Annotated in this window: 23 protein-coding genes; 15 read left to right on the forward strand and 8 right to left on the reverse strand. The window is 75.6% G+C overall.

Features of this window, described 5'->3' with window-relative positions; translation table 11 throughout:
* Positions 1–1,599 (forward strand): AMP-binding protein, encoded by a 1,599-nt coding sequence (locus ACWIYF_RS11645; protein WP_448628293.1) that lies wholly within the window; start codon positions 1–3, stop codon positions 1,597–1,599.
* A 65-nt stretch (positions 1,600–1,664) separates the two neighbouring features.
* Here ACWIYF_RS11645 and trxA read toward each other — a convergent pair whose 3' ends face one another.
* The gene (gene trxA, locus ACWIYF_RS11650) at positions 1,665–2,039 is read right to left on the reverse strand and encodes a thioredoxin (RefSeq protein ID WP_448628294.1); all 375 of its coding nucleotides are present in this window, start codon (positions 2,037–2,039) and stop codon (positions 1,665–1,667) included.
* 72 nt (positions 2,040–2,111) lie between these two features.
* A complete protein-coding gene (locus ACWIYF_RS11655) occupies positions 2,112–2,702 on the reverse strand; it encodes a Rho termination factor N-terminal domain-containing protein (protein WP_448628295.1) in 591 nt (196 codons plus the stop codon).
* Positions 2,703–2,809: 107 nt separating this feature from the next.
* On the opposite strand from ACWIYF_RS11655, the gene ACWIYF_RS11660 reads away from it, so the two are divergent.
* Positions 2,810–3,934, forward strand: coding sequence for a zinc-dependent alcohol dehydrogenase (locus ACWIYF_RS11660; RefSeq protein ID WP_448628296.1), 1,125 nt, complete (start codon positions 2,810–2,812; stop codon positions 3,932–3,934).
* Positions 3,935–3,951: 17 nt separating this feature from the next.
* On the opposite strand, the gene ACWIYF_RS11665 is transcribed toward ACWIYF_RS11660, so the two are convergent.
* On the reverse strand, positions 3,952–4,962 hold the full coding sequence (locus ACWIYF_RS11665) for a LacI family DNA-binding transcriptional regulator (protein ID WP_448628297.1): 1,011 nt from the start codon (positions 4,960–4,962) through the stop codon (positions 3,952–3,954).
* Positions 4,963–4,997: 35 nt separating this feature from the next.
* Here ACWIYF_RS11665 and ACWIYF_RS11670 point away from each other — a divergent pair, with 35 nt between their 5' ends.
* Together ACWIYF_RS11670 and ACWIYF_RS11675 are read left to right on the forward strand one after the other, a co-directional pair.
* Complete coding sequence (locus tag ACWIYF_RS11670; RefSeq protein WP_448628298.1) at positions 4,998–5,912, forward strand: ribonuclease Z; 915 nt, start codon at positions 4,998–5,000, stop codon at positions 5,910–5,912.
* A gap of 39 nt (positions 5,913–5,951) precedes the next feature.
* Positions 5,952–6,128: a hypothetical protein gene (locus ACWIYF_RS11675; RefSeq protein WP_448628299.1), complete on the forward strand. Its 177-nt coding sequence runs from the start codon at positions 5,952–5,954 to the stop codon at positions 6,126–6,128.
* Here ACWIYF_RS11675 and ACWIYF_RS11680 read toward each other — a convergent pair whose 3' ends face one another.
* Both ACWIYF_RS11680 and ACWIYF_RS11685 read right to left on the reverse strand, forming a co-directional pair.
* Positions 6,129–6,587 carry a hypothetical protein gene (locus ACWIYF_RS11680; protein ID WP_448628300.1) on the reverse strand — a complete coding sequence of 153 codons (459 nt, stop codon included), beginning with the start codon at positions 6,585–6,587 and terminating at the stop codon, positions 6,129–6,131.
* A 70-nt stretch (positions 6,588–6,657) separates the two neighbouring features.
* On the reverse strand, positions 6,658–8,142 hold the full coding sequence (locus ACWIYF_RS11685; RefSeq protein WP_448628301.1) for an amino acid permease: 1,485 nt from the start codon (positions 8,140–8,142) through the stop codon (positions 6,658–6,660).
* A gap of 74 nt (positions 8,143–8,216) precedes the next feature.
* Between ACWIYF_RS11685 and ACWIYF_RS11690 the strand changes: the two genes are divergently transcribed.
* The 3 genes from ACWIYF_RS11690 to ACWIYF_RS11700 all read left to right on the forward strand — a co-directional run bounded on the left by ACWIYF_RS11690 (position 8,217) and on the right by ACWIYF_RS11700 (position 12,016).
* Entirely contained in the window at positions 8,217–9,056 is an 840-nt protein-coding gene (locus ACWIYF_RS11690; RefSeq protein WP_448628302.1) for a hypothetical protein, read from the forward strand.
* 28 nt (positions 9,057–9,084) lie between these two features.
* Positions 9,085–10,737: a LuxR C-terminal-related transcriptional regulator gene (locus tag ACWIYF_RS11695; protein WP_448628303.1), complete on the forward strand. Its 1,653-nt coding sequence runs from the start codon at positions 9,085–9,087 to the stop codon at positions 10,735–10,737.
* Positions 10,738–10,810: 73 nt separating this feature from the next.
* The gene (locus ACWIYF_RS11700; RefSeq protein ID WP_448628304.1) at positions 10,811–12,016 is read left to right on the forward strand and encodes an FAD-dependent oxidoreductase; all 1,206 of its coding nucleotides are present in this window, start codon (positions 10,811–10,813) and stop codon (positions 12,014–12,016) included.
* Here the strand turns inward: ACWIYF_RS11700 and ACWIYF_RS11705 are convergent.
* Entirely contained in the window at positions 12,003–12,866 is an 864-nt protein-coding gene (locus ACWIYF_RS11705; RefSeq protein WP_448628305.1) for a sigma-70 family RNA polymerase sigma factor, read from the reverse strand. The genes ACWIYF_RS11700 and ACWIYF_RS11705 overlap by 14 nt on opposite strands.
* 74 nt (positions 12,867–12,940) lie before the next feature.
* Here ACWIYF_RS11705 and ACWIYF_RS11710 point away from each other — a divergent pair, with 74 nt between their 5' ends.
* From ACWIYF_RS11710 to ACWIYF_RS11735, 6 genes are all read left to right on the forward strand, one after another.
* Entirely contained in the window at positions 12,941–13,282 is a 342-nt protein-coding gene (locus ACWIYF_RS11710; RefSeq protein WP_448628306.1) for a VOC family protein, read from the forward strand.
* A gap of 34 nt (positions 13,283–13,316) precedes the next feature.
* Complete coding sequence (locus tag ACWIYF_RS11715; RefSeq protein ID WP_448628307.1) at positions 13,317–13,841, forward strand: alpha/beta fold hydrolase; 525 nt, start codon at positions 13,317–13,319, stop codon at positions 13,839–13,841.
* Positions 13,793–14,188: an alpha/beta fold hydrolase gene (locus ACWIYF_RS11720; RefSeq protein ID WP_448628308.1), complete on the forward strand. Its 396-nt coding sequence runs from the start codon at positions 13,793–13,795 to the stop codon at positions 14,186–14,188. The genes ACWIYF_RS11715 and ACWIYF_RS11720 overlap by 49 nt, the downstream gene beginning before the upstream one ends.
* Positions 14,189–14,251: 63 nt before the next feature.
* The gene (locus tag ACWIYF_RS11725; protein ID WP_448628309.1) at positions 14,252–14,566 is read left to right on the forward strand and encodes a hypothetical protein; all 315 of its coding nucleotides are present in this window, start codon (positions 14,252–14,254) and stop codon (positions 14,564–14,566) included.
* A 67-nt stretch (positions 14,567–14,633) separates the two neighbouring features.
* Positions 14,634–15,053 carry a hypothetical protein gene (locus ACWIYF_RS11730; RefSeq protein WP_448628310.1) on the forward strand — a complete coding sequence of 140 codons (420 nt, stop codon included), beginning with the start codon at positions 14,634–14,636 and terminating at the stop codon, positions 15,051–15,053.
* A 20-nt stretch (positions 15,054–15,073) separates the two neighbouring features.
* The gene (locus tag ACWIYF_RS11735; protein ID WP_448628311.1) at positions 15,074–16,843 is read left to right on the forward strand and encodes a hypothetical protein; all 1,770 of its coding nucleotides are present in this window, start codon (positions 15,074–15,076) and stop codon (positions 16,841–16,843) included.
* Here ACWIYF_RS11735 and ACWIYF_RS11740 read toward each other — a convergent pair.
* A complete protein-coding gene (locus tag ACWIYF_RS11740; RefSeq protein ID WP_448628312.1) occupies positions 16,830–17,876 on the reverse strand; it encodes an alcohol dehydrogenase catalytic domain-containing protein in 1,047 nt (348 codons plus the stop codon). The two genes, ACWIYF_RS11735 and ACWIYF_RS11740, sit on opposite strands and share 14 nt — an antisense overlap.
* A 195-nt stretch (positions 17,877–18,071) precedes the next feature.
* Here ACWIYF_RS11740 and ACWIYF_RS11745 point away from each other — a divergent pair, with 195 nt between their 5' ends.
* On the forward strand, positions 18,072–18,239 hold the full coding sequence (locus ACWIYF_RS11745) for a hypothetical protein (protein ID WP_448628313.1): 168 nt from the start codon (positions 18,072–18,074) through the stop codon (positions 18,237–18,239).
* Here the strand turns inward: ACWIYF_RS11745 and ACWIYF_RS11750 are convergent.
* The gene (locus tag ACWIYF_RS11750) at positions 18,211–18,819 is read right to left on the reverse strand and encodes a hypothetical protein (RefSeq protein ID WP_448628314.1); all 609 of its coding nucleotides are present in this window, start codon (positions 18,817–18,819) and stop codon (positions 18,211–18,213) included. The genes ACWIYF_RS11745 and ACWIYF_RS11750 overlap by 29 nt on opposite strands.
* A gap of 107 nt (positions 18,820–18,926) precedes the next feature.
* Between ACWIYF_RS11750 and ACWIYF_RS11755 the strand changes: the two genes are divergently transcribed.
* Complete coding sequence (locus ACWIYF_RS11755; RefSeq protein WP_448628315.1) at positions 18,927–20,015, forward strand: helix-turn-helix transcriptional regulator; 1,089 nt, start codon at positions 18,927–18,929, stop codon at positions 20,013–20,015.
* The last annotated feature ends 112 nt before the right edge of the window (positions 20,016–20,127 follow it).

Raw genomic sequence — 20,127 nt, forward strand, 5'->3', positions numbered from 1 at the left:
ATGGAGCTGGACCGGAACCTCATCCAGCGGGTCAACGTCGGCGACAGCCTGACCCGGACGGCGGCGGCGCGGCCGGACCACCCCGCGGTGGTCGACGGCGACCGCAGCTGGACCTACGCCGAGCTCGACGCGTGGGTGAACCGGATCGCGCACGGCCTGGCCGACCGCGGCTACGCGCGGGGTGACGCTCTGGGCCTCGCATCGGGCAACAGCGCCGAGTTCCTCGCCGTCTACTACGCCTGCGCCAAGCTCGGCGTGGTCTGCGTGCCGATCAACCTCGGCTGGCGGCCCGACGAGGTGGCCTACGTGCTGGACCACTCGCGGTCGCGCGGGCTCGTCGTGGAGTCGCAGCTGGTGGGGGCCATGACCGAGGCGGTCGCCAAGGTGCCCGAGATCGCCGACGTGATCGTCGCGCCGGGCCTCGGCGCCGACTACGAGCGGGAGCCCGCCGAGCGCTCCTGGACCACGCTCGAGGAGCTGGCCGCCGACGACGCGAGCCAGCCGCAGGTGCTGGTCGAGGACCGGGATCCGCTGAGCTACCTCTACACCTCGGGGACGACGTCCTTCCCGAAGGGCGTCGTCGGCAGCCACCTGGCCGTCTACCTGGAGTCGATGTCGACCGCGCTGGACAACGGCTGGAACGCGCAGGACCGGTTCCTGGCGATGATGCCGCTGTTCCACACCGCGCAGCTCAACGCGTTCAGCACGCCGGCGGTGCTGGTGGGCGCGACCATCCACCTGCTGCGCGGCTTCGACCCGGCGGTCTTCCTCGAGACGATCGAGCGGGAGCGGATCACCCAGGTCTTCGGGCTGCCGATGATGTACCGCGCCGCGCTGGAGCACCCGTCGTTCGGCGAGCGCGACGTCTCCAGCCTGCGGCGGGCGGTCTACGCGATGGCGCCGATGCCCGACGCGCTGATCCGCGCCTGCCTCGCCGGGTTCGACTGCGATTTCGCACTGCTGTTCGGGCAGACCGAGATGAGCCCGTGCACGACGTTCTTCCGGCCGGAGCACCAGCTCACCCACATCGGCGCCGTCGGCACGCCGATCACAGGGGTGCAGGTGGCGGTCATGGGGCCGGACGGGTCGCTCCTGCCCCAGGGCGAGCTGGGGGAGATCGTCTACCGCGGGCCGTCGGCGATGACGGAGTACCTGCGCAATCCGGAGGCGACCGCGGCGGCGTTCGAGCACGGCTGGTTCCACTCGGGGGACGTCGGGCGGTTCGGTGAGGACGGCGTGCTGTGGTTCGCCGACCGGTACAAGGACGTGATCAAGACCGGCGGGGAGAACGTCGCCTCGATCGAGGTGGAGAAGGCGGTCTACGCCGCCGACCCGCGGATCGCCGAGGCGGTCGTCGTCGGGCTGCCGCACCCGCGGTGGAGCGAGGCGATCACCGCCGTCGTCGTCCCGAAGCCGGGCGAGAAGCTCGACGAGCGGGAGTTGCTGGCGGCCCTGAAGACCCGGCTGGACGGCTACAAGGTGCCCAAGGCGGTCGTGGTCGTCGACGAGCTGCCGAAGACCTCGACCGGGAAGATCCAGAAGAACGTCGTCCGCGAGCGGCACGCGGCGCTCTACGGCGGCCACGATCAGGTGACCTGATCGTGAGGGGTCCTACCTCATGGCCGGACGTCAGGTAAGACCCGCTGCGGTGAGCCAAGACGGCGTCAGGCGGGCTGGGCCTTCTGCTGCTCGGCGAGCTGCTCGCGGACCTTGTCCATGTCGAGACTGCGGACGCCGGCGATCAGCTGCTCCAGCGCGGGCCCGGGCAGGGCGCCGGCCTGGTTGAACACCAGGATGCCGTCGCGGAACGCCATCAGGGTCGGGATCGACCGGATGCCGGCCGCGGTCGACAGGGCGTCCTCGGCCTCGGTGTCGACCTTGGCGAACACGATGTCCGGGTGCTGCTCGCTGGCGGCCTCGAAGACCGGTGAGAACGCCCGGCACGGACCGCACCAGGCGGCCCAGAAGTCGACGAGGACGATGTCGTTCCCCCTCACCGTCTCCTCGAACGAGCCGGCGGTCAGCGCGGTGGTGGTCATGAGAGGTCTCCCTGCTGTGTGGTTCGGCGGGTGCAACAGCGCCGGCCCGGCGATGTTTCCCCGCCCGCCGCGTCAGCCGTCCTCGCGGTCCGGGCTCTCCAGGCGGAAGAAGTTGCTCTGGTTCCCGTCCTTGCGCTCCTCCTGATAGATGAAGTTGAGCTTGCGGGCGTCGAAGGTCGCGAACCACTCCTCCCAGCTGACCTGCCGCAGGGTGTCGGAGTCGCCGCCGAAGTCGATGCGCAGCACGCCGAGGTGGTCGCCGTGCTCGGTGCCCTCGACCGTCGCCGGCACGCCGTTGCGCTCCTCGGCCCAGCGCCGGATCACCTCGTGGCTGGTCGTCGCCAGGCTCCGTCCGGGGCGCTCGGGGTCCTCGTCCAGCGAGGTGACCTCCTGGGAGTACTTCAGCGACCGGGAGGTCTGGTCGCCGGTGCGCAGGTGACCCTCGTCCGGGCCGCGGTCTCCGGGCTCTCCCGCGCCGCCGTCCCCGGAGCCGCCGTTCCCCGCGCCGGCGGCCTCCGACACCGCGCGGACGAGCTCTTCCTTCTTCATGTCCGAGGTGCCCTGGACGCCGGCCTCGCGGGCGCGCTCGCGCAGCTCGTCGACCTTCATCTCCCGCAGCTCGGTCTCGCTCAGGCCGGGCGTGTTCGGGGTCTCGTTGCTCATGTCCTCCTCCTCCTCGGTCCGTTGAGCTCGCCGTTACCCGTCCGCGCGCCGCTTGCACGCGGCCCGGCCGGTTGCCGGCCGCGGGCGCGGGCGGCACTCTGCGGCAGGTGACGATCCCTGCCGCTCCTGTCAGCGGGCGCGCGGTCCGCACCATCGGGGTCGCCGAACCCGGCCGTCCGGTGCTGCTGGAGGACGACGAGCCGGAGCCCGGGCCGGGGCAGGCGTGGGTGACGACCGAGTGGAGCGGGATCAGCGCCGGAACCGAGGTCGCGCTGGTCCGCGGCACCGACCCGCACCACCAGCTGCACTGGGACCCCGAGCTGCGGAGCTTCGACCGCGACGGCGCGCCGGCCGGCTATCCCGTCCGGCGCCTGGGCTACATGGAGGTCGCCCGGGTCACCGAGAGCCGTCCGGGTGCGCCCGCCGAGGGGACGCTGCTCGCCCTCGCCATCGGCCACCGGACCGGCGCCTGCTTCGACGCCGCCGTCCGGCCGGTGATCGCCGTCCCCGACGACCTCGATCCGCTGCTCGGGATCTACCTCGCGCAGATGGGCCCGATCTGCGTCAACGGTCTGCTGCACGCGGCCGCCGCCCTCGCCGGGCCGGGCGCGGACCTCGGCGCGGGGGTCCGCGACCGGCACGTGCTGGTCACCGGCGCCGGGGTGATCGGGCTGCTCTCGGCGATGCTGGCGGTGCAGCACGGCGCGGCGTCGGTCCTGGTCGCGGAACCGTCCCCGGAACGGCGTGCCCGGGCGGCCGCGCTGGGCCTGGACACCGTCGACGACGCCGAGGGCGCCGGGTGGCTCGCGGTGAAGGAGGCGTGGCGGCACGGGCCGGGCGACCGCGGCGCCGACGTCGTCCTCCAGTGCCGCGGGCACGACGTCTCGCTGGCCACCGCGCTGAAGTCGCTGCGGCCGCAGGGCGTTGTCGTCGACCTGGGCTTCTACCAGGCCGGCGCCGAGGCGGTCCGGCTCGGCGAGGAGTTCCACCACAACGGCCTGACGATCGTGTGCGCGCAGATCAGCCGCGTGCCGCGGGGCATGACCGCGGCCTGGCCGCGCATCGCGCTGGCGGAGGCGACCGTCGAACTGCTGCGGGAGCGAGGGGACGACGTCCGCCGGCACCTGGTCACCGACGTCGTCCCGTTCGAGCAGGGGCCGGCGCTGCTGGCCGACCTGGCCGCGCGCCGCCGCTCGACGATGACCGCGGTGCTGGCGTTCGGGCCCGTCTGAGCGGTGGACTCAGGCGGTCATCGGGTGCTGCGCCTGGTGACGACCTCCCACGACGGCTCCGGGCCGGGCGGGTCGCCGACGACCAGCCGGGCGCAGCGCCGGCCCTGGTCCTGCAGCGACTGGCGCACGGTGGTGAGCCCGGCCGCGGCCGCGCCGGGGGCGTCGTCCCACCCGGTGACGGCGAGCTCGTCCGGAACCGTGCGGGTGGTGGCGCGCAGCGTGGCCAGGGCTACCCCGTCACCCATCGCCAGCACGGTGTCCGTGCCGGCGGGGAACCGGCCGAACGCGCGCTCGGCCTCGGCCGGGTCGTTGCGGGCGAGGACGACGACCGGGACGTCGGCCCAGTCGAGTCCAGCGGCCGTGACGGCGTCGCGGTAACCGGCCAGCCGATCACGCGTGACCTGGAAGGTCGCCGACCCCGGGTCGGGGCCGACGAGCAGGGCGGGCTCCCGGCGGCGGTCGAGGGGGAAGGCGAGCACGGCGGGCCGGGTCGATCCCCGCAAGCCCACCGCCCCGACGGCGGCCGCGGCGGCGCGGTTGTCGATGGTCACCAGGTGCAGTCCCTCGACCGCCGGCCCGCCGTGGACGACGGCCGGCCGCGTCGAGGCGACGACCGCCGCCAGCACGGGGTCGTCGTCCACCGTCGTCCAGACGACGTAGCCGTCGACGGCGGCCTCGCGGACGCGATCGACGTCGGCCGGCCCCCCGGTGATCGGGATGAGCGTGAGCCCCAGGCCGTGCTCGGTGCAGACCTCGGCGATGCCGGCGAGGAACGCCGTGGCCTGCGGATCGGCGAAGGCGTAGGTGAGGTGTTCGCCCAGGATGACCCCGAGGTTGCCGGTGCGGCCGCGGCGCAGGTTGCGCGCCGCGGCGTCGGGTCCGGGGTACCCCAGCCGGGCCGCCGCTGCCAGCACCTTCTCGCGGGTGGCGGGGGCGACACGGTCCGGCCTGTTGTACGTGTAGCTGACCGTCATCACCGAGACGCCGGCCGCGCGGGCGACGTCCGGCATCGTGATCTTGCGCGGCACCGCCGGAGCGTACGTCCACCGGTAGCGTCCCGGCCGTGGCCGCCCGCGAGCTCGTCGTGCTCGGCACGGCCAGCCAGGCGCCGACCCGGACCCGCAACCACAACGGCTACTTCCTCCGCTGGGACGGCGAGGGCCTGCTGTTCGACCCCGGTGAGGGCACGCAGCGGCAGATGCTCCGCGCCGGCGTCGCGAGCTCGGCGATCACCCGCCTGTGCCTCACGCACTTCCACGGCGACCACTGCCTCGGCGTCCCCGGCGTCGTCCAGCGGCTGTCCCTGGACCGGGTCGCGCACCCGGTGGTGGCGCACTATCCCGCGTCCGGGGAGGCGTTCTTCGAGCGGTTGCGGCACGCCACCGTGTTCCACGAGGTCGCCGACCTGCGGGAGGAGCCGCTGACCGGCGACGGCGCGATCGACCTCGGCCGGACCGGCACCCTCGAGGTGCGCCGGCTCGACCACCTCGTCGAGGCGTTCGGCTACCGCCTGGTGGAGCCCGACGGACGGCGCATGCTCCCGGAGCGGCTGGCCCGGTACGGCGTCGAGGGCCCGGACGTCGGCCGGCTGCAGCGCGAGGGCGCCCTGGCCGTGGCGGGCCGGACCGTCCGCGTCGAGGAGGTCAGCGTGCCGCGGCCGGGCCAGCGGTTCGCCTTCGTCATGGACACCCGGATGTGCGACGCCGTCCTCGCGCTGGCCGACCGCGCCGACCTGCTGGTGATCGAGTCCACCTTCCTCGAGGAGGACGCCGCCCTGGCCGACCGGTACGGCCACCTCACCGCCCGCCAGGCCGGCGCGGCCGCGGCGGAGGCCGGCGTCCGCCGGCTGGTGCTCACCCACTTCTCCCAGCGCTACCCCGACCCGGCCGCCTACCGCGAGGAGGCCGCCGCGGTGTTCGCCGGCGAGATCGTGGTCGCCGAGGACCTCGACCGGATCGCCGTCCCGCCACGCCGCTGACCCGGTGTGCCCCGCGCTCGATCGGGGCACGGCACGCCCATGGCGAGGAACCAGGACGAGGACGCCAAGCGGGCCGCGGTGCGGCAGGCCAAGCGGGAGGGCGAGAGCCCCAGTGCCGCCGGGGCGACGACCGGGGCGTCGAAGCAGACGCGTCACGTGCGCACGGGCGACGACCGGCACGAGCACTCCGACGCCCAGGGCAAGAGCAAGACCTGATCAGCGACCGGACGGCGCCCAGGCCCGCTCGGCCAGGGCGCCGATCGCCGCGGCGCCCAGGGCGTCGACCTCGGCGGCGAGCCGGCGCAGCGGCAGGGGCTCGACCGAGCGCAGCAGCGCCGCCAGCCGCGCGGCGGCCGCGGCCACCCGGGCCGCGCCCGGCCCCGGCAGGTCCGGGGGCGGGACGGCGTCCCACGGCTCGTCGAGCTCGGCCGAGAGCCCCGGGTACCGGCGCAGGAACTCGGCGCAGCCGGCCGCCAGCCGCCACCACGTGCCGCTCTCCAGGACGGCCGAGCCTCCGGTGTCCGCGGTCGCCCAGCGGAGCAGGCGCACCACCTCACCCCACACCACGTCGGACACCACGCCCTGCACGGCGGTAGGAACGGCCGGGCGCCGGGCGAGCACGAGGTCGTGCGCGGCGGCCGGGTCGAACAGGCGGGCGCGCAGGTCGTCGTCCATGCCCTCGACCCTGCCCGCCGATCCCGACCAGCGGGTGAACGGCGGCTGTGGGTCCCCTGACGCCGGGGCTTCAGGCGCGGACGACGGCGTCCTGCTCGGCCCGCACCTCGGCGCGCATCCGCGAGTGCCGGTGGCCGTAGGCGAAGTAGAAGACCAGCCCGAGCGCCATCCAGGCGAGGAACCGCAGCCAGGTCTCCACGCTCAGGTTGGCCATGAGGTAGAGGCAGGCCAGCGCCGACAGGATCGGCACCACCGGCGACCACGGCACGCGGAACCTGCGGTCGAGGTCCGGCCGGCGCTTCCGCAGCACGGGTACGGCGATCGAGACCAGGACGAAGGCGAACAACGTGCCGATGCTGACCAGGTCGGCCAGCGTCTCCAGCGGCACGAACGCCGCCATCACCAGGACGACGGCGGCGTAGGCGAGCGTCATGCGCACCGGCGTGCCCGTGCGCGGGCTGACCTTCGCGATCGCCGGCGGCAGCAGGCCGTCGCGGCCCATGGCGAAGCCGATGCGGCTCACCGTCACCAGGTCGACGAGGATCACCGAGGTGAGCCCGGCGACCGCGGCCAGCGACACCAGCGCCGAGGCCCAGCCCAGGCCGTTCTGGTCGAACGCGTCGGCGATCGGGGCGCCCTCGTCGATGTCGCTGTACTTGACCATCCCGACCACGACGAACGAGACGCCGACGTAGAGGGCGGTCGACAGCGCCAGCGTGCCGAGCAGGCCGAGCGGCAGGTCCCGGCCCGGCCGCTTGGTCTCCTCGGAGAGGTTCGCGACCGCCTCGAAGCCGGTGTAGGAGAAGAACACGACGGCGGCGGCGGTGAGGATGCCGCCGATGCCGAACGCCGCCGGCTCGAGCCCGGCGATCGCGGAGATCAGCGGCTGCTTGACGCCGCCCGCGACGTCCACCGTCTGGCCGTCGGGGATGAACGGCGTGAGGTTGGCGCCGGTGACGAACCAGGCGCCGGCCACGACCACGAAGACGCAGATCGCGACCTTGACGATGACCAGTGCGCCGGTGACCCGGGCGGACTCCCGGATGCCGAGGACGGCGATGATCGTCAGGACGACGGTGATGAGCACGGCGCCGACGTTGACCGTCGACTCCTCGCCGAACAGCGAGGTCGGCAGGTCGAGCAGGTTGCCGACGTAGCCCGACCAGCCGCGGGCGACGACCGCGGCGCCGAGCGCGAACTCCAGGAACAGGTCCCAGCCGATGATCCAGGCGACCAGCTCGCCGGCGGTGGCGAACGCGTAGGAGTACGCGCTGCCCGCGGTCGGCACCGAGGAGGCCAGCTCCGCGTAGCAGAGCGCGGCGAGGACGGCGACGACCCCGGCGATGACGAACGAGATCACCACTGCCGGGCCGGCGTTGTTCTTCGCCTGCACGCCGGTGAGCGTGAAGATCCCCGTGCCGATCACCACGCCGATGCCGAAGCCGACGAGGTGCCGCGCGGACAGGTTGCGCCGGAGCTTGCCGACGCCCGCCGCGTCGCCCTCGGACTCACCGAGGGACTCGACCGGCTTGGTGCGGAACAGGTGCAGGGCCACGACGGGCCCCCGTACCCGTGAGCTCACCGCCGCCACACGTGACGTCGGCCGCGGCCGCGGCGCAGAGTGGAGGCGTGTTCGACGTCGACTGGATGGGCCTGCTGACCCGCGAGGTGCTGCGCGAGCGGGTGCCCGCCCTGGTCGCCGAGGCCTGCGCGTGGAGCGTCGGGCTCTCCGACCAGCCCCACCACCTGCGCCACCGCGGCCGGCTGGTCGCGACCGGCACGACCATCGGCGTCCGCGCCGCCAGCGGCCTGGCCCTCTCCGGTGAGGAGGACGGCCGCCTGGAGCTCGGTGACGCCCGGCCGGGCAGCTTCGCCGACGCGCTCAACGCCGTCGCCGCCGACGGCGGCACCTACGTCGACCGGCTCGACCGCGAGGTGCTGGACCCGTTCGTGCGGCAGACCTGCGTGCTCGCCGCCGAGCGGGCCCGCGCCACCCGTCGCCGGGCGTGGACCGAGCTGCTCGACGAGCTGGGGGAGGACGGCGCCGACCTCGACGAGGTCGTCCGCGCCGGCGACTGGGAGACGCCGCTGAAGATCGAGGCCGAGCACCTGCTGTTCGCCGCCCTCGGGCACGTGCCGCTGGCCGAGGTCGAGGCGGAGGGGCTGCCGCTGTCGGTGGTCCGCGCGGCCGAGGCGGCCGCCCGGTCGGCCGCTCCCGCTCCGGCTCCGGCACCCGGGGACGACGACCTGACCGGCGCGCTGTTCCTGGCGGAGGCGGCGCTGACCGCCTCGGGGCTGTCCCTGCCGGTGCCGCCGGCCGAGGCGGGGCGGCTGCTCGAGCTGCTGCTCGGCGAGGGGCTCGAGCCCGACGAGATCCCGCCCCTGCTGGACCGCCTGCCGGTCGAGCCGGCGACCGCGGTGCAGGTAGCCGCGACGCTCGCCGCCGCCGGCGAGGAGCCCTACCGCTAGGAACCCCTGCCGGTGGCACCATGCCGGTGTGCCGGCCCCGGACCTGAGGCTCATCACCGGGAGCCGCGCCGCCCTCCGTTCGGGCGACGCGGCCACCGCCCGCGCGCTGTTGGCGCGTCTCGAGGACGCCGACCGGGACGGCGAGGTGCGGGAGCTGCGGGGCGCGGCCGCCTACCTCGAGCTCGACTTCGCCCGCACGGCCGACGAGTGGGAACGGGCGTACGCCGCCTACCGCCGCGAGGGCGACCACGCCGGAGCCGTGCGGGCCGCCCGCATGCTCGGCTGCGTCCACATGATGGTGCTGGGCAACTCCGCGGTCGCCGGCGGCTGGCTCGGCCGGGCCCAGACGCTGCTGTCCGGCGCGCCGGACTCCCGCGAGGCCGGCTGGGTCGCCCTCGACGTCGGCATGTTCGCCGGTGAGCGGGCGCGCAAGGAGGAGAGCTTCCGGCGGGCGCTGGAGGTGGCGCGCCGGATCGGCGACCCCGAGCTGGAGTTCGCCGCGCTGGCCTACCTCGGGGCCTCGATGGTGCACGCGGACCGGATCGACGAGGGCATGGCGCTGCTCGACGAGGCGCTGGCCGCCGTGGCCGGTGGCGAGGTCGACGACTTCTTCGTGCTGGAGGAGATCTTCTGCCAGCTGTTCGCCGCGTGCGAGCACGCCTGCGACGTCCGGCGGGCCGAGGAGTGGATCGCCGTGGGGGAGGAGGTCGCCCGGCGCCGGAACCTGCCGGCGGTCTCCGCCTTCTGCCGCACCCACTACGGCGGCGTCCTGACGACCGCCGGCCGGTGGCCCGAGGCCGAGGAGGCGCTGACCGCGGCCGTCCGGCTGTGGGGGCTGAGCCGACGGTCGGCGCTGCGCATGGGCGCGCTCGCCCGGCTGGCCGAGCTGCGGGTCCGCCAGGGCCGGGTCGACGAGGCGGCGCAGCTGCTGGCCGAGCTCGACCCCGCCGCGGCCGGAGAGGCCGCGCGCCCGCTGGCCGCGGTCCACCTCGCCCGCGGGGAGCCGGACCTCGCCGCCGACGTCCTGGAGCGCGCGCTCGTCGGTGCCGACCCCGACGGAGCGGCGGCCGCGCCGCTCTGGGCGCTGCTCGTCGACGTGCACCTCGCCGCCGGTCGGCTCGATGCCGCGCAGGCGGCGGCCGAGCGGACCGTCCGGTGCGCCGAGCGGGTGCCGCGCCCCCACCTGGTCGCCCTCGCCGCGCTCGCCCGCGGCCAGGTGTGCGTCGCGGCGGGCACCGACCCGGCGGCGTGCCTGCGCGAGGCCCTCGCCGGGTTCTCCGCGGCCCGGATGCCGATGGAGCTGGCCCGGGCCCGCCTCGCCCTCGCCCGTGCGGTGCACGCCGAGCGGCCGGCGGTGGCCCTCGCCGAGGCCCGCGCGGCGCTGGAGGCCTTCCGGCGGCTCCCCGCCGCGCGCGACGCCGACGCCGCCGCGGCGTTCCTGCGCGAGCTGGGCGTGCGCGCGCCGGTGACCCGCCGCGGCGAGGGCCTGCTCACCGCCCGCGAGGCCGAGGTCCTCGACCTGCTCGGCGCCGGCCTCTCCAACCCTGAGATCGCCGCCCGGCTGTTCATCAGCCGCAAGACCGTCGAGCACCACGTCGGCAACGTGCTGGCGAAGCTCGGCCTGCGCAGCCGCGCCGAGGCGGCCGGGTACGCCGCCCGCGCGGGTTCAGCCGCGAGATAGGGGAGTTCACCGATCCCTCCGACGGGCCGGCCCGGCAGCGTGGCGCCGTCCGACCCCGCGAAGGAGGAATCCCATGGAGTACGACGCGATCGTCGTGGGCGCCCGGTGCGCCGGTGCCCCCACCGCCATGCTGCTGGCCCGCGCCGGGCACCGCGTGCTGCTGGTCGACCGGGTGACCTTCCCCAGCGACACGCTGTCCACGCACGCGATCCACGCCCCGGGCGTCGCCGCGCTGCGCCGGTGGGGGGTGCTGGACGCCGTCCTCGCGACGGGGTGCCCGCCGATCGGCGTCTACTCCTACGACTTCGGGGCGTTCACGCTGGCGGGCACGCCGCGGCCGTGCGACGGCAGCTCCACCGCCTACGCCCCGCGGCGCTACCTGCTCGACACGATCCTGGTGGAGGCGGCGGCCGCCGCGGGCGCCGAGGTCCGGCAGCGCTTCTCGGTCCAGGACCTCGTCGTGGAGGACGGCGTCGTCGCGGGCGTGCGCGGGCACGACCCGGACGGGCGCGCGGTCACCGAGCGCGCGCGGGTCGTCGTCGGCGCCGACGGCCGCAACTCGCACGTGGCCAAGCTGGCCGGGGCCGCCGCGTACGCGGAGCGGCCGCGGCAGCAGTACGCGTACTACACCTACTGGCAGGACCTGCCTCTCGACTCGTTCGCCACCTGGATCCGCCCGGAGCGCGGCTGGGGCGCCTTCCCGACCAACGACGGGCTCACCCTCGTCGTCCTCGGCTGGCCGTACGCCGAGGCGGCGGCCTACAAGGCCGACGTCGAGGGCAACTACCTGGCCACCCTGGAGCTGGCACCGGAGTTCGCCGAGCGGGTGCGCGCGGCCACGCGGGTCGCCCCGTTCGCCGGCGGGGCGGTGCCCAACTTCCTCCGCACGCCGTACGGGCCGGGATGGGTCCTCGTCGGTGACGCCGGGCTGACCATGGACCCGATCACCGCGCAGGGCATGACCGACGCGTTCGCCGACGCCGAGCGGTGCGCCAGCGCCCTCGACCGGGTGTTCCGCGGCGAGGCGTCGTTCGACGGAGCGATGTCCGCCGTCCACCGGGACCGGGATGCGCAGGTGCGGCCGATGTACGAGTTCACGACCGGACTGGCCTCGATGGCGCCTCCGCCGCCGGAGCAGGCCCAGCTGCTGTTCGCCGCGCAGGGCAACCAGGAGGCCATGGACGGCTTCGCCTCCGTGATCGCCGGCACGCTCTCGCCGGCCGAGTACTTCGCGCCGGACAACGTCGGCCGCATCCTCGGCGCCGTCAGCGCTGCTTGAGGTTCTCGATCTCGAACGCGGCCACCCGCTCCCGGTCGCCGATGATGTCGATCGCGGTCACGAGACCGTCCTGGACCGTGAAGGCGAAGACCACCTGCGGCTCGCCGCGCAGCGACCACACCCAGCCCGGCGCGCCGTCGACCAGGACGAGACGTGCGGCCCGCGCCTTGCCGGAGAGGAACCCGGCGACCGCGTCGGCCCCGCGCAGATCGGTCGCGGCGCCCATGCTCGCGGCGGCGGCGTCGTAACGCAGCACCGCCTCCGGGTGGAGCAGCCCGACCAGCGCGGTGAAGTCGCCGTCCTTGGATGCGGCGAGGAACGCGGCCACCACCTCCCGCTTGCGGGTGGCGTCGTCCACCGGCTCCGCCCCGCGCACGCGGCGGCGCGCCCGGCTGGCCAGCTGGCGGGCGGCGGCGGGGGAGCGGTCGAGGATCGGGGCGATCTCCTCGAACGGCACGTCGAACAGGTCGTGCAGCACGAACGCCAGCCGCTCGGCGGGGGTCAGGGTGTCCAGGACGGCGAGCAGCGCCAGCCCGACGGAGTCGGCGAGCACTGCTTCCTCGGCGGGGTCGGGGACGGCGTGCAGGTGGTGCGGCGGGGCGTCGTCGAGGGGGTCCTCGCGGCGCGAGGTGCGGCTGCGCAGCTGGTTGAGGGAGACGCGGGCGACGACGGTGGTCAGCCAGCCGGCGAGGTTGTCGACCTCGCTGCTGTCGGCGCGGCTGACCCGCAGCCACGCCTCCTGGACGGCGTCCTCGGCCTCCGCGCGCGAGCCGAGCAGCCGGTGCGCGACGGCGGTCAGCCGGTTGCGGTGCTCCTCGAACTGCGCGGCGAGCAGATCCTTCTCGCTCATCGGTGTCACATCCCTCGGTCGACGGGTGTCAGAGAGGTGGAAGGACCTGAACCCGACGACCCGAGGAGCACATCATGACCTCCGGACCGCACACCATCATCTACCCCGTCAGCGACCTGGCCCGGGCGAAGACGCTGTTCAGCACCCTGACCGGGGCCGAGCCGGTCGCGGACGCGCCGTACTACGTGCAGTTCTCCGCCGACGGCCAGGACGTCGGGCTCGACCCGCACGGCCACCGGCACGGGCAGTCCGGCCCGGTCGTCTACTGGCACGTGGACGACGTCGCGAAGAGCCTGGCCGCGCTCGTCGATTCCGGCGCCGAGGAGGTGCAAGAGCCCACCGACGTCGGCGGCGGCGCCCGCATCGCGCTGGCGCGGGACGGTGACGGCAACCTGATCGGCCTGCGCCAGGCGTGACGTTCACGGCGGTCCCGCCGGGTAAGGGGCCGGGGTGCGACCCGCCGACGAACCCCGCGAGGGGACCATCAGCCTCCGCGACGGGCGGACCCTCGCCTACGCCGAGTGGGGCGACCCCTCCGGCCGGCCGGTGCTCGGCTGCCACGGCTCGCCGAGCTCGCGGCTGGAGCGCCACGTCGAGGACGTCGAGGACTACCGGCGCTGGGGCGTCCGGCTGATCGTTCCGGACCGGCCGGGCTTCGGGCGCTCGGACCCGCAGCCCGGCCGGCGGGTGCTGGACTGGCCGGCCGACGTCCGTGAGCTCCTCGACGACCTCGGCGTCGACCGGTTCGCCGTCCTCAGCCTGTCCGGGGGCGCGGCCTACGCGCTGGCCTGCGCGCACGAGTTCGGCGACCGCGTGCACGCGGTCGGCGTCCTCGGCGGGGCGCCGCCGCCCGACGTCCCGTGGCCGTGGCCGCGCTGGGTACCGGGACCCTGCGCTCGGCCGTGCACCGGCCGACGACGTCGGCGGTGCTGCTGCAGCCGGTGTTCGCGCCGATCGCCCGCCGGCCGGCGCTGATCCCGCGGTACCTGCAGGCCCGGCTCAACCCGGCGGACCGGCGGGTGCTCGGCCGCCCCGCCGTCCGGCGGATCCTGGCCACGACGTTCACCGAGGGCCTGCGCAACGGCGCCGCCGCGCTCGCCGAGGACCGCGCGCTGCTCTTCCGCCCGTGGGGCTTCCCGCTGGCGGCGGTGCGCCAGCACGTGCACGTGTGGCACGGCACGCAGGACTGGCAGGTCCCCGCGGCGCTCGGCCGGGTGCTGGCCGCGATGCTGCCCAGCGCCTCGCTGCACTGGTTCGCCGGCGAGGGGCACTTCCTGGTGTTCGACCACGCCCGCGAGGTCTACGCCGCGCTGCGCCCGTGAGGACCGGGTGGCAGGGACTTTGGACCCTAGGGAGTTCCGGACGGAAGCGTCACGGTTCTCTGCATGAGCCAAGACGCGGCGGATCCCCTGGCCCCCACGTTCCTGGACACCGGGTCCGCCCAGGCGCCGCTGCTGGTGCTCCGCGCGGATCCCGTCCGGGGCACCGTCCGCCTCCGCGGATGCCTCGACCGGGTCGGCGCCGAGCTGCTGACCGACCGTCTGCTGGAGCTGCGCCGGCTGGGCCACCGGGAGGTCACGGTGCAGCTGCCGTCGGGCTCCGATCGCGACGCGGCGCTGCTGCTGGCCGAGGTGGCCGGGCGCGTCGCCGCGGACGGCCTGCACTTGACGGTGGAGGAGGGGACGCCGCCGGTTCCGTGACGGCACGTCGTGACGGCCGACGTCACGCCTCCCGGGTGTTCGATCCGCTCGCACCCCGGAGGCCCCGATGACCGCCACCGTTCCCACCACTGCTGACTCGCGTGCCCTCGCCGACGGCTTCGTCACCTACCTGGAGACCGGGCGGGCGGCGCCGGGGCTGTTCGCGCCCGACGTGTTCGTCGACTTCACGATGCCGACCTGGCGGCTGCAGGCGCAGGGGGTCGAGGACGCCCTGGCGCTGCGCAGCGGCGGCCACCCCGGGACCGGCGCGGTGCTGCGGTCGCGGTTCGACCCGACACCGACCGGCTTCGTCCTCGAGGTGGAGGAGGCCTGGGACGACGGCGGCGAGCACTGGTACTGCCGCGAGCTGTTCCGCGCCGACGTCGGGCCGGCCGGCATCACCGAGCTCGCCGTCTACTGCACCGGCGACTGGACCGCGGCGCGGGTCGCCCAGCACGCGCGGTCGGTGACGCTGATCCGGCCCTGAGGCGGCCCTACAGTGCCGCCGTGGAGGACGCCTCCGGCCGCCCGGCGGCCGTGCGCGCGTACGAGGAGGCCCGGGCGGCCGGGGACGTCGAGGCGATGACCCGCGCCGCGCTCGGCCTCGCCGCGGGCCAGAGCTTCGGCACCGTCCCCGGCCGCGTGCCGGCCTTCCTGCACGAGGCGTACACCCTGGCGAGCGGGGTCCAGCGCGCCCGCGTGGCCGTCGCGCTGGCCCGCGCCTGGGTGTACGGCGGGGACGCCGCTCGTGCGGTCGGGTTCGCCCGCGAGGCGGTGGCGACGGCGGAGGCCGCGGACGACGCGGCGCTGCTGGCCGAGGCGCTCGACGCGCAGCTGCTCGTGCACTGGGGCCCGGACCAGCTCGCCGAGCGGCTGGCGATCACCCGCCGGCTCGAGGACGCCGTCGTCCACCTGACCGACGTCGAGGCGCGGCTGACCGCCTACCTCTGGCGGCTGACCACCGCGGTCGAGACGCTGGACCTGCCGGGCACCCGGCGCCAGCTGCGCGCGCTCGACGCGCTCGCCGAGGAGTCCGGCTCGGCACGGGTGCGCTTCTTCGCCGCCGCCCGGCGCGGCATGGCCGCGCTGCTGACCGGGGACCTGGCCGCCGCCGCGGCGGCCCGGGACGCCGCCGTCGCCGCCGGCACCGCGGCGGGGGAGCGGGACACCGAGGCCATCGAGCGGTCGCTGAGCTCGGGCATCGCCCGGCAGGCCGGCGACCGCGCGGCGCTCGCGCGGGAGGCCGCGCTGTACGAGGGGTTCGGCACCGGCGAGGGCGTGCTCTCGATCGCCGCGGAGGCGGCGGTGCTGTGGCTGGCCGCGGGGCGCGCCGACCGGGCGGAGGCGCTGCTGCACCAGCTCGCCGGCGGCGACCTCGGCGCGGTGCCGCGCGACGTCGACTGGCTGCTCACCGTCACCTGCCTGACCGAGGTGGCGGCCGGCACCGGCGCGACCGACCTCGCCGCGGTCGCCGTCGAGCTGCTGGCGCCCTACGCCGGGCGCGGCGTGGTCAACGCCGGCGCCGTGGCGTTCGCCGGCGTCGTCGACGACTTCCTGGCCCGGGCGCTGCTCGCGCTCGGCCGGACGGAGGAGGCCGCCGCGTGCCGCTCCGCCGCCGCGGCGGCCTACCGACGGATGGGCGCGCACTGGTGGCTGGGACGGGTGGCCTCGCAGCCGTCCCGGGCCGAGCTCCTCCCGGAGGTGGTCCACCTGCACCCCACCGCCGGAGGGGTCTGGACGGTGGGCGCGGACGGCGCGGCGGCCGCCCTGCCCGACAGCAAGGGACTGCGCTACCTGCGGCTGCTGCTGGCGCGACCCGGTGTCGACGTCTCCGCGCTCGAGCTCTCCGACGCCGTGGCCGGGCACCCCGGCGTCTCGGTGCGCGAGGGCGACCTGGGGACGGCGCTGGACGGGCAGGCGCTGGCCGCCTACCGGGCCCGGCTGGCCGAGGTGGACGAGGAGCTCGACGAGGCCCGCGCCTGGGCGGACCCGGTGCGCGCCGACCGGCTGGCGGAGGAGCGCGCGGTGCTGCTGGCCGAGGTCGCGCGGGCCACCGGCCTGGGCGGGCGGCCGCGGCGCGGCGGGGACGCCGGGGAGCGGGCGCGGGTCGCCGTCCGCAAGGCCATCGCCGCCGCCCTCGCCCGCATCGCCGACGTCGACCCCGGGCTGGCGCGGCTGCTGCAGGACGTGGTGCGCACCGGCGGCTGGTGCCGGTACGAGCCGGACCCCGGCCGGCCGGTGCGCTGGGTGCTGGACGACCCGGTCAGTTCGGCGTGATGACCACCTTGAGCGCCTCGTTGGCCGCGGCGTTGGCGAACACGTCGTAGGCCTCGTCGATCTGCCCGAACGTGAACGAGTGGGTGCCCATCTTCTCCGCGGGGATCCGCCCGCTCGCCACCATCTTCAGCAGGGTCGGGATGGAGACCGTGTCGACCAGGCCCATGGTGAGTGTGACGTTCTGGATCCACATCTCCTGCAGCGGCAGCTCCACCGGGACGCCGTGCACGCCGATGTTGGCGATCGAGCCACCGGGCCGGACCAGTGCGCAGGTGGTGCGCAGCGTCTCGGGGTAGCCGACGGCCTCGATGGCGACGTCCACGCCGTCCCCGCCGGTCAGGGCGCGGACGTCGTCGACCGTGCCGGGCCCGACCTCGACGGCGTCGGTGGCGCCGAACTCGAGCGCCTTCTCCAGGCGGAACTTGTTGGTGTCGACGGCGATCACCCGGGAGGCGCCCCAGAGCCCCGTGGTGAGGACGGCGGCCAGCCCGACCGCGCCGACGCCGACGACGGCGACCGTGTGCCCGGGCCGCACGTTGCCGGCGAGCACGCCGACCTCGTAGCCGGTCGGCAGCGAGTCGGCGAGGAAGATCGCCTGCTCGTCGCGTACGCCCTCGGGCACGCGGTACAGCGAGGTGTCGGCGAACGGGACGCGGACCAGTTCGGCCTGGGTGCCGTCGATGAGGTGGCCGAAGATCCAGCCGATGCCGCCGACCGTCCGGCAGTGCGACGGCATGCCGCGCTGGCAGTAGTCGCAGCGGCCGCACCGGGTGATCGCCGGGACGAGCACGCGGTCGCCGACGGCGAACCCGCGCACCGCGTCGCCGACGGCGGTGATCGTGCCGACGGCCTCGTGCCCGAGGACCCGTCCGTCGGTCACGGCGGGCACGTCCCCGTGCAGGATGTGCAGGTCGGTGCCGCAGATCGTGGTCGTCTCCACCCTGACGACCGCGTCCGTGGGGTCCTGGACCACCGGGTCGGGAACGTCCTCCCAGGCCTTGCTCCCTGGTCCGTGGTAGACGAGCGCCTTCATCTCGAGCCTCCGGTCCTCCCCGTGCGGTTCGCCGACGGTAGGCGGGGGCGCGGCGGACGACTGTCGCAGATTGAGATGACGTGGCTCGCCGCGTGACCTCCGGCACATGTCGGGACCTCGGGCCCTACGCGGAGGAAGCCCATGTACAGATGATTGGCGAACGTTTGCATGTGCCGGGAGGAGACCCGCGACTCGATGAAGCTGGAAGACATCCTGCGGTCGATCGGCAACGACGACCCGATGGGCCTCGAGGAGCTGCGCCACGCCGTCGTCGTCCTCCGCGAACACGCCCACACCGGCACGCCCGGCGTCCTCGAGGCGCGGCTGCGGGTCGCTACGCGGCTCGAGCGGCTGTCGCGCTAGGCGCCGCCGGTCGGCCGGCTCCGCGCGAGACTCGTCGCGCCAGCTGCCACACCCAGGCGAGGAAGCCGGCCAGGAAGGCGTACCACCCCGGCGTCCCGCCGACCGCCGCCGCGGCGGCCAGCGCCCCGGCCAGGACGACGTCGGCGCGCCGCCGGGAGGCGGCGATCGCGAGGATCCCGGCCAGCCCGGCCACCGCGAACCCGCTGGCGTGCACGACGGCCGGCCACGAGTGGATCCATGACGCCAACGCGCCCGGATCGCCGTCCGGGAGGTCGAGCGGGAAGGCCGCGGCCAGCAGCCCGGCGCCGCAGGCGGCCAGGAGACGGGCGCGACCGCCGCGGGGGAGGGCCGCGGCGAGGGCGACGAGCGAGGCACCGGTGCCGGCGAAGGCCAGCGTCTGCAGCCAGCCGCCGGGCAGCAGGGCGAGGCCGCTGGGCCAGGGCACGCCGGCGTGGTCGAGCGGGGTCCAGCCCCACGCCCGGAGCCCGTTCCGGTCGGCGACGCTGAGCGCCGCGGCGGTCAGCAGGAAGGCGGGGGCGGCTCCCAGGGCGGGGCGGGCGAGCGCCGGGATGGTGACCATGACCGTTCCTCCAGGGCGGCAGGGGAGCTGACGGTCGGGATCGTCGGCGCGCCGGCGACCGCCGCCCACCCGCTGGACGGAGGGTTTTCGCGGGGATGTAATGCGCCATGGCTGCGCTCTCGGCGCGGGGACGGCGGGCGCTGGAGCAGGTGCGGCTGATCGCGGCCGATGCGTCCGACGCCCGGCTCCTCGCTGACCGCGCCCTCGCCGTCCTCGAGACGGCGGTGCCGTTCGACGACGGCGCCCTGTTCGCGGTGGACGAGGGATCACTGCTGTTCACGCGGGTGCTGGCCTATCGGGGCGGCGCGGCCGACGCCATGCGCGCGTGGCTGCGCGACACGTACCTGGTCGCGGGGGAGCCGCCGCCGCTGCACTTCCCAACGCTGCTGCGCTCCGGGGGTGGTGCCGGCGCGTTCCACGAGGACGGCGGCCGCTGGCTGCGCGCGGTGCCGCCGCCCGTGTCGGCGACGGAGCTGCGCGCGGCCTGGCGGCTGTGGGAGTCCCCGCCGGGGGGCGCGCTCCGCTACGGGCTGGCGCACCGGCACCGCTGGGTCGGCGCGCTCCAGCTGGCCCGGCTCGACCCCGGCCGCGGGTTCCGGCCCGCGGAGCTGGAGTTCCTCGACCGCGCCGCGCCGGCGCTGGCCCGGGCCCTGGCCGACCGGCTCGCGTCGTCTCCGCCGGCGGGCCTGGAGCCGTTGCCGACCGGTCAGCTGACCTTCGACGAGGAGCGGCGCCTGGTCTCGCTCAGCGCGTCGGCCGAGCGGTGGCTCGCCCGGCTACCGCCCGACGCGGTGGCGCCGGCCGTTCCGGTGGCGGCGCAGGCCCTGGTCGGCCACCTCGCCGGCTCGGGTGCGCCGGCGGGCACCCTCACCGCGTTCGACGTCGATGGCGGCCGGCTGCGCCTGACCGCCGAGCCCGCGATCCGCCTCGATCCGTCGGGTGACCCGGGGCGGGGCTGGGCGGTGACCATCGGCGGTGCGCCGCCCGGGCCGGGCGCGGGCGGACTCACCGGCGCCCAGTGGGCGGTCGCCCGCGCGGTCGCCCAGGGCGACAGCGACCGCGACATCGCCGCGGCGCTCTGCCTGTCGGTTGCCACGGTGCACGAGCACGTCGCGGCGCTGCACGATCGGCTCGGTACGAGTACCCGTCCGCGGCTGGTCGCCGTCCTCGCCGGAAGCCTCGCTGTCGACGCATGAGCAGCATCTGTCGACTGGTCGACATGACGGCCAGCCGACATCCGGTTGCTGGTGCCGCGTCCACTGCCGCCCGCCCGGCAACGCTCGCCCTGAAGGCGGCTTCAGGGACACC

This window comes from Geodermatophilus sp. URMC 64, assembly GCF_053502555.1.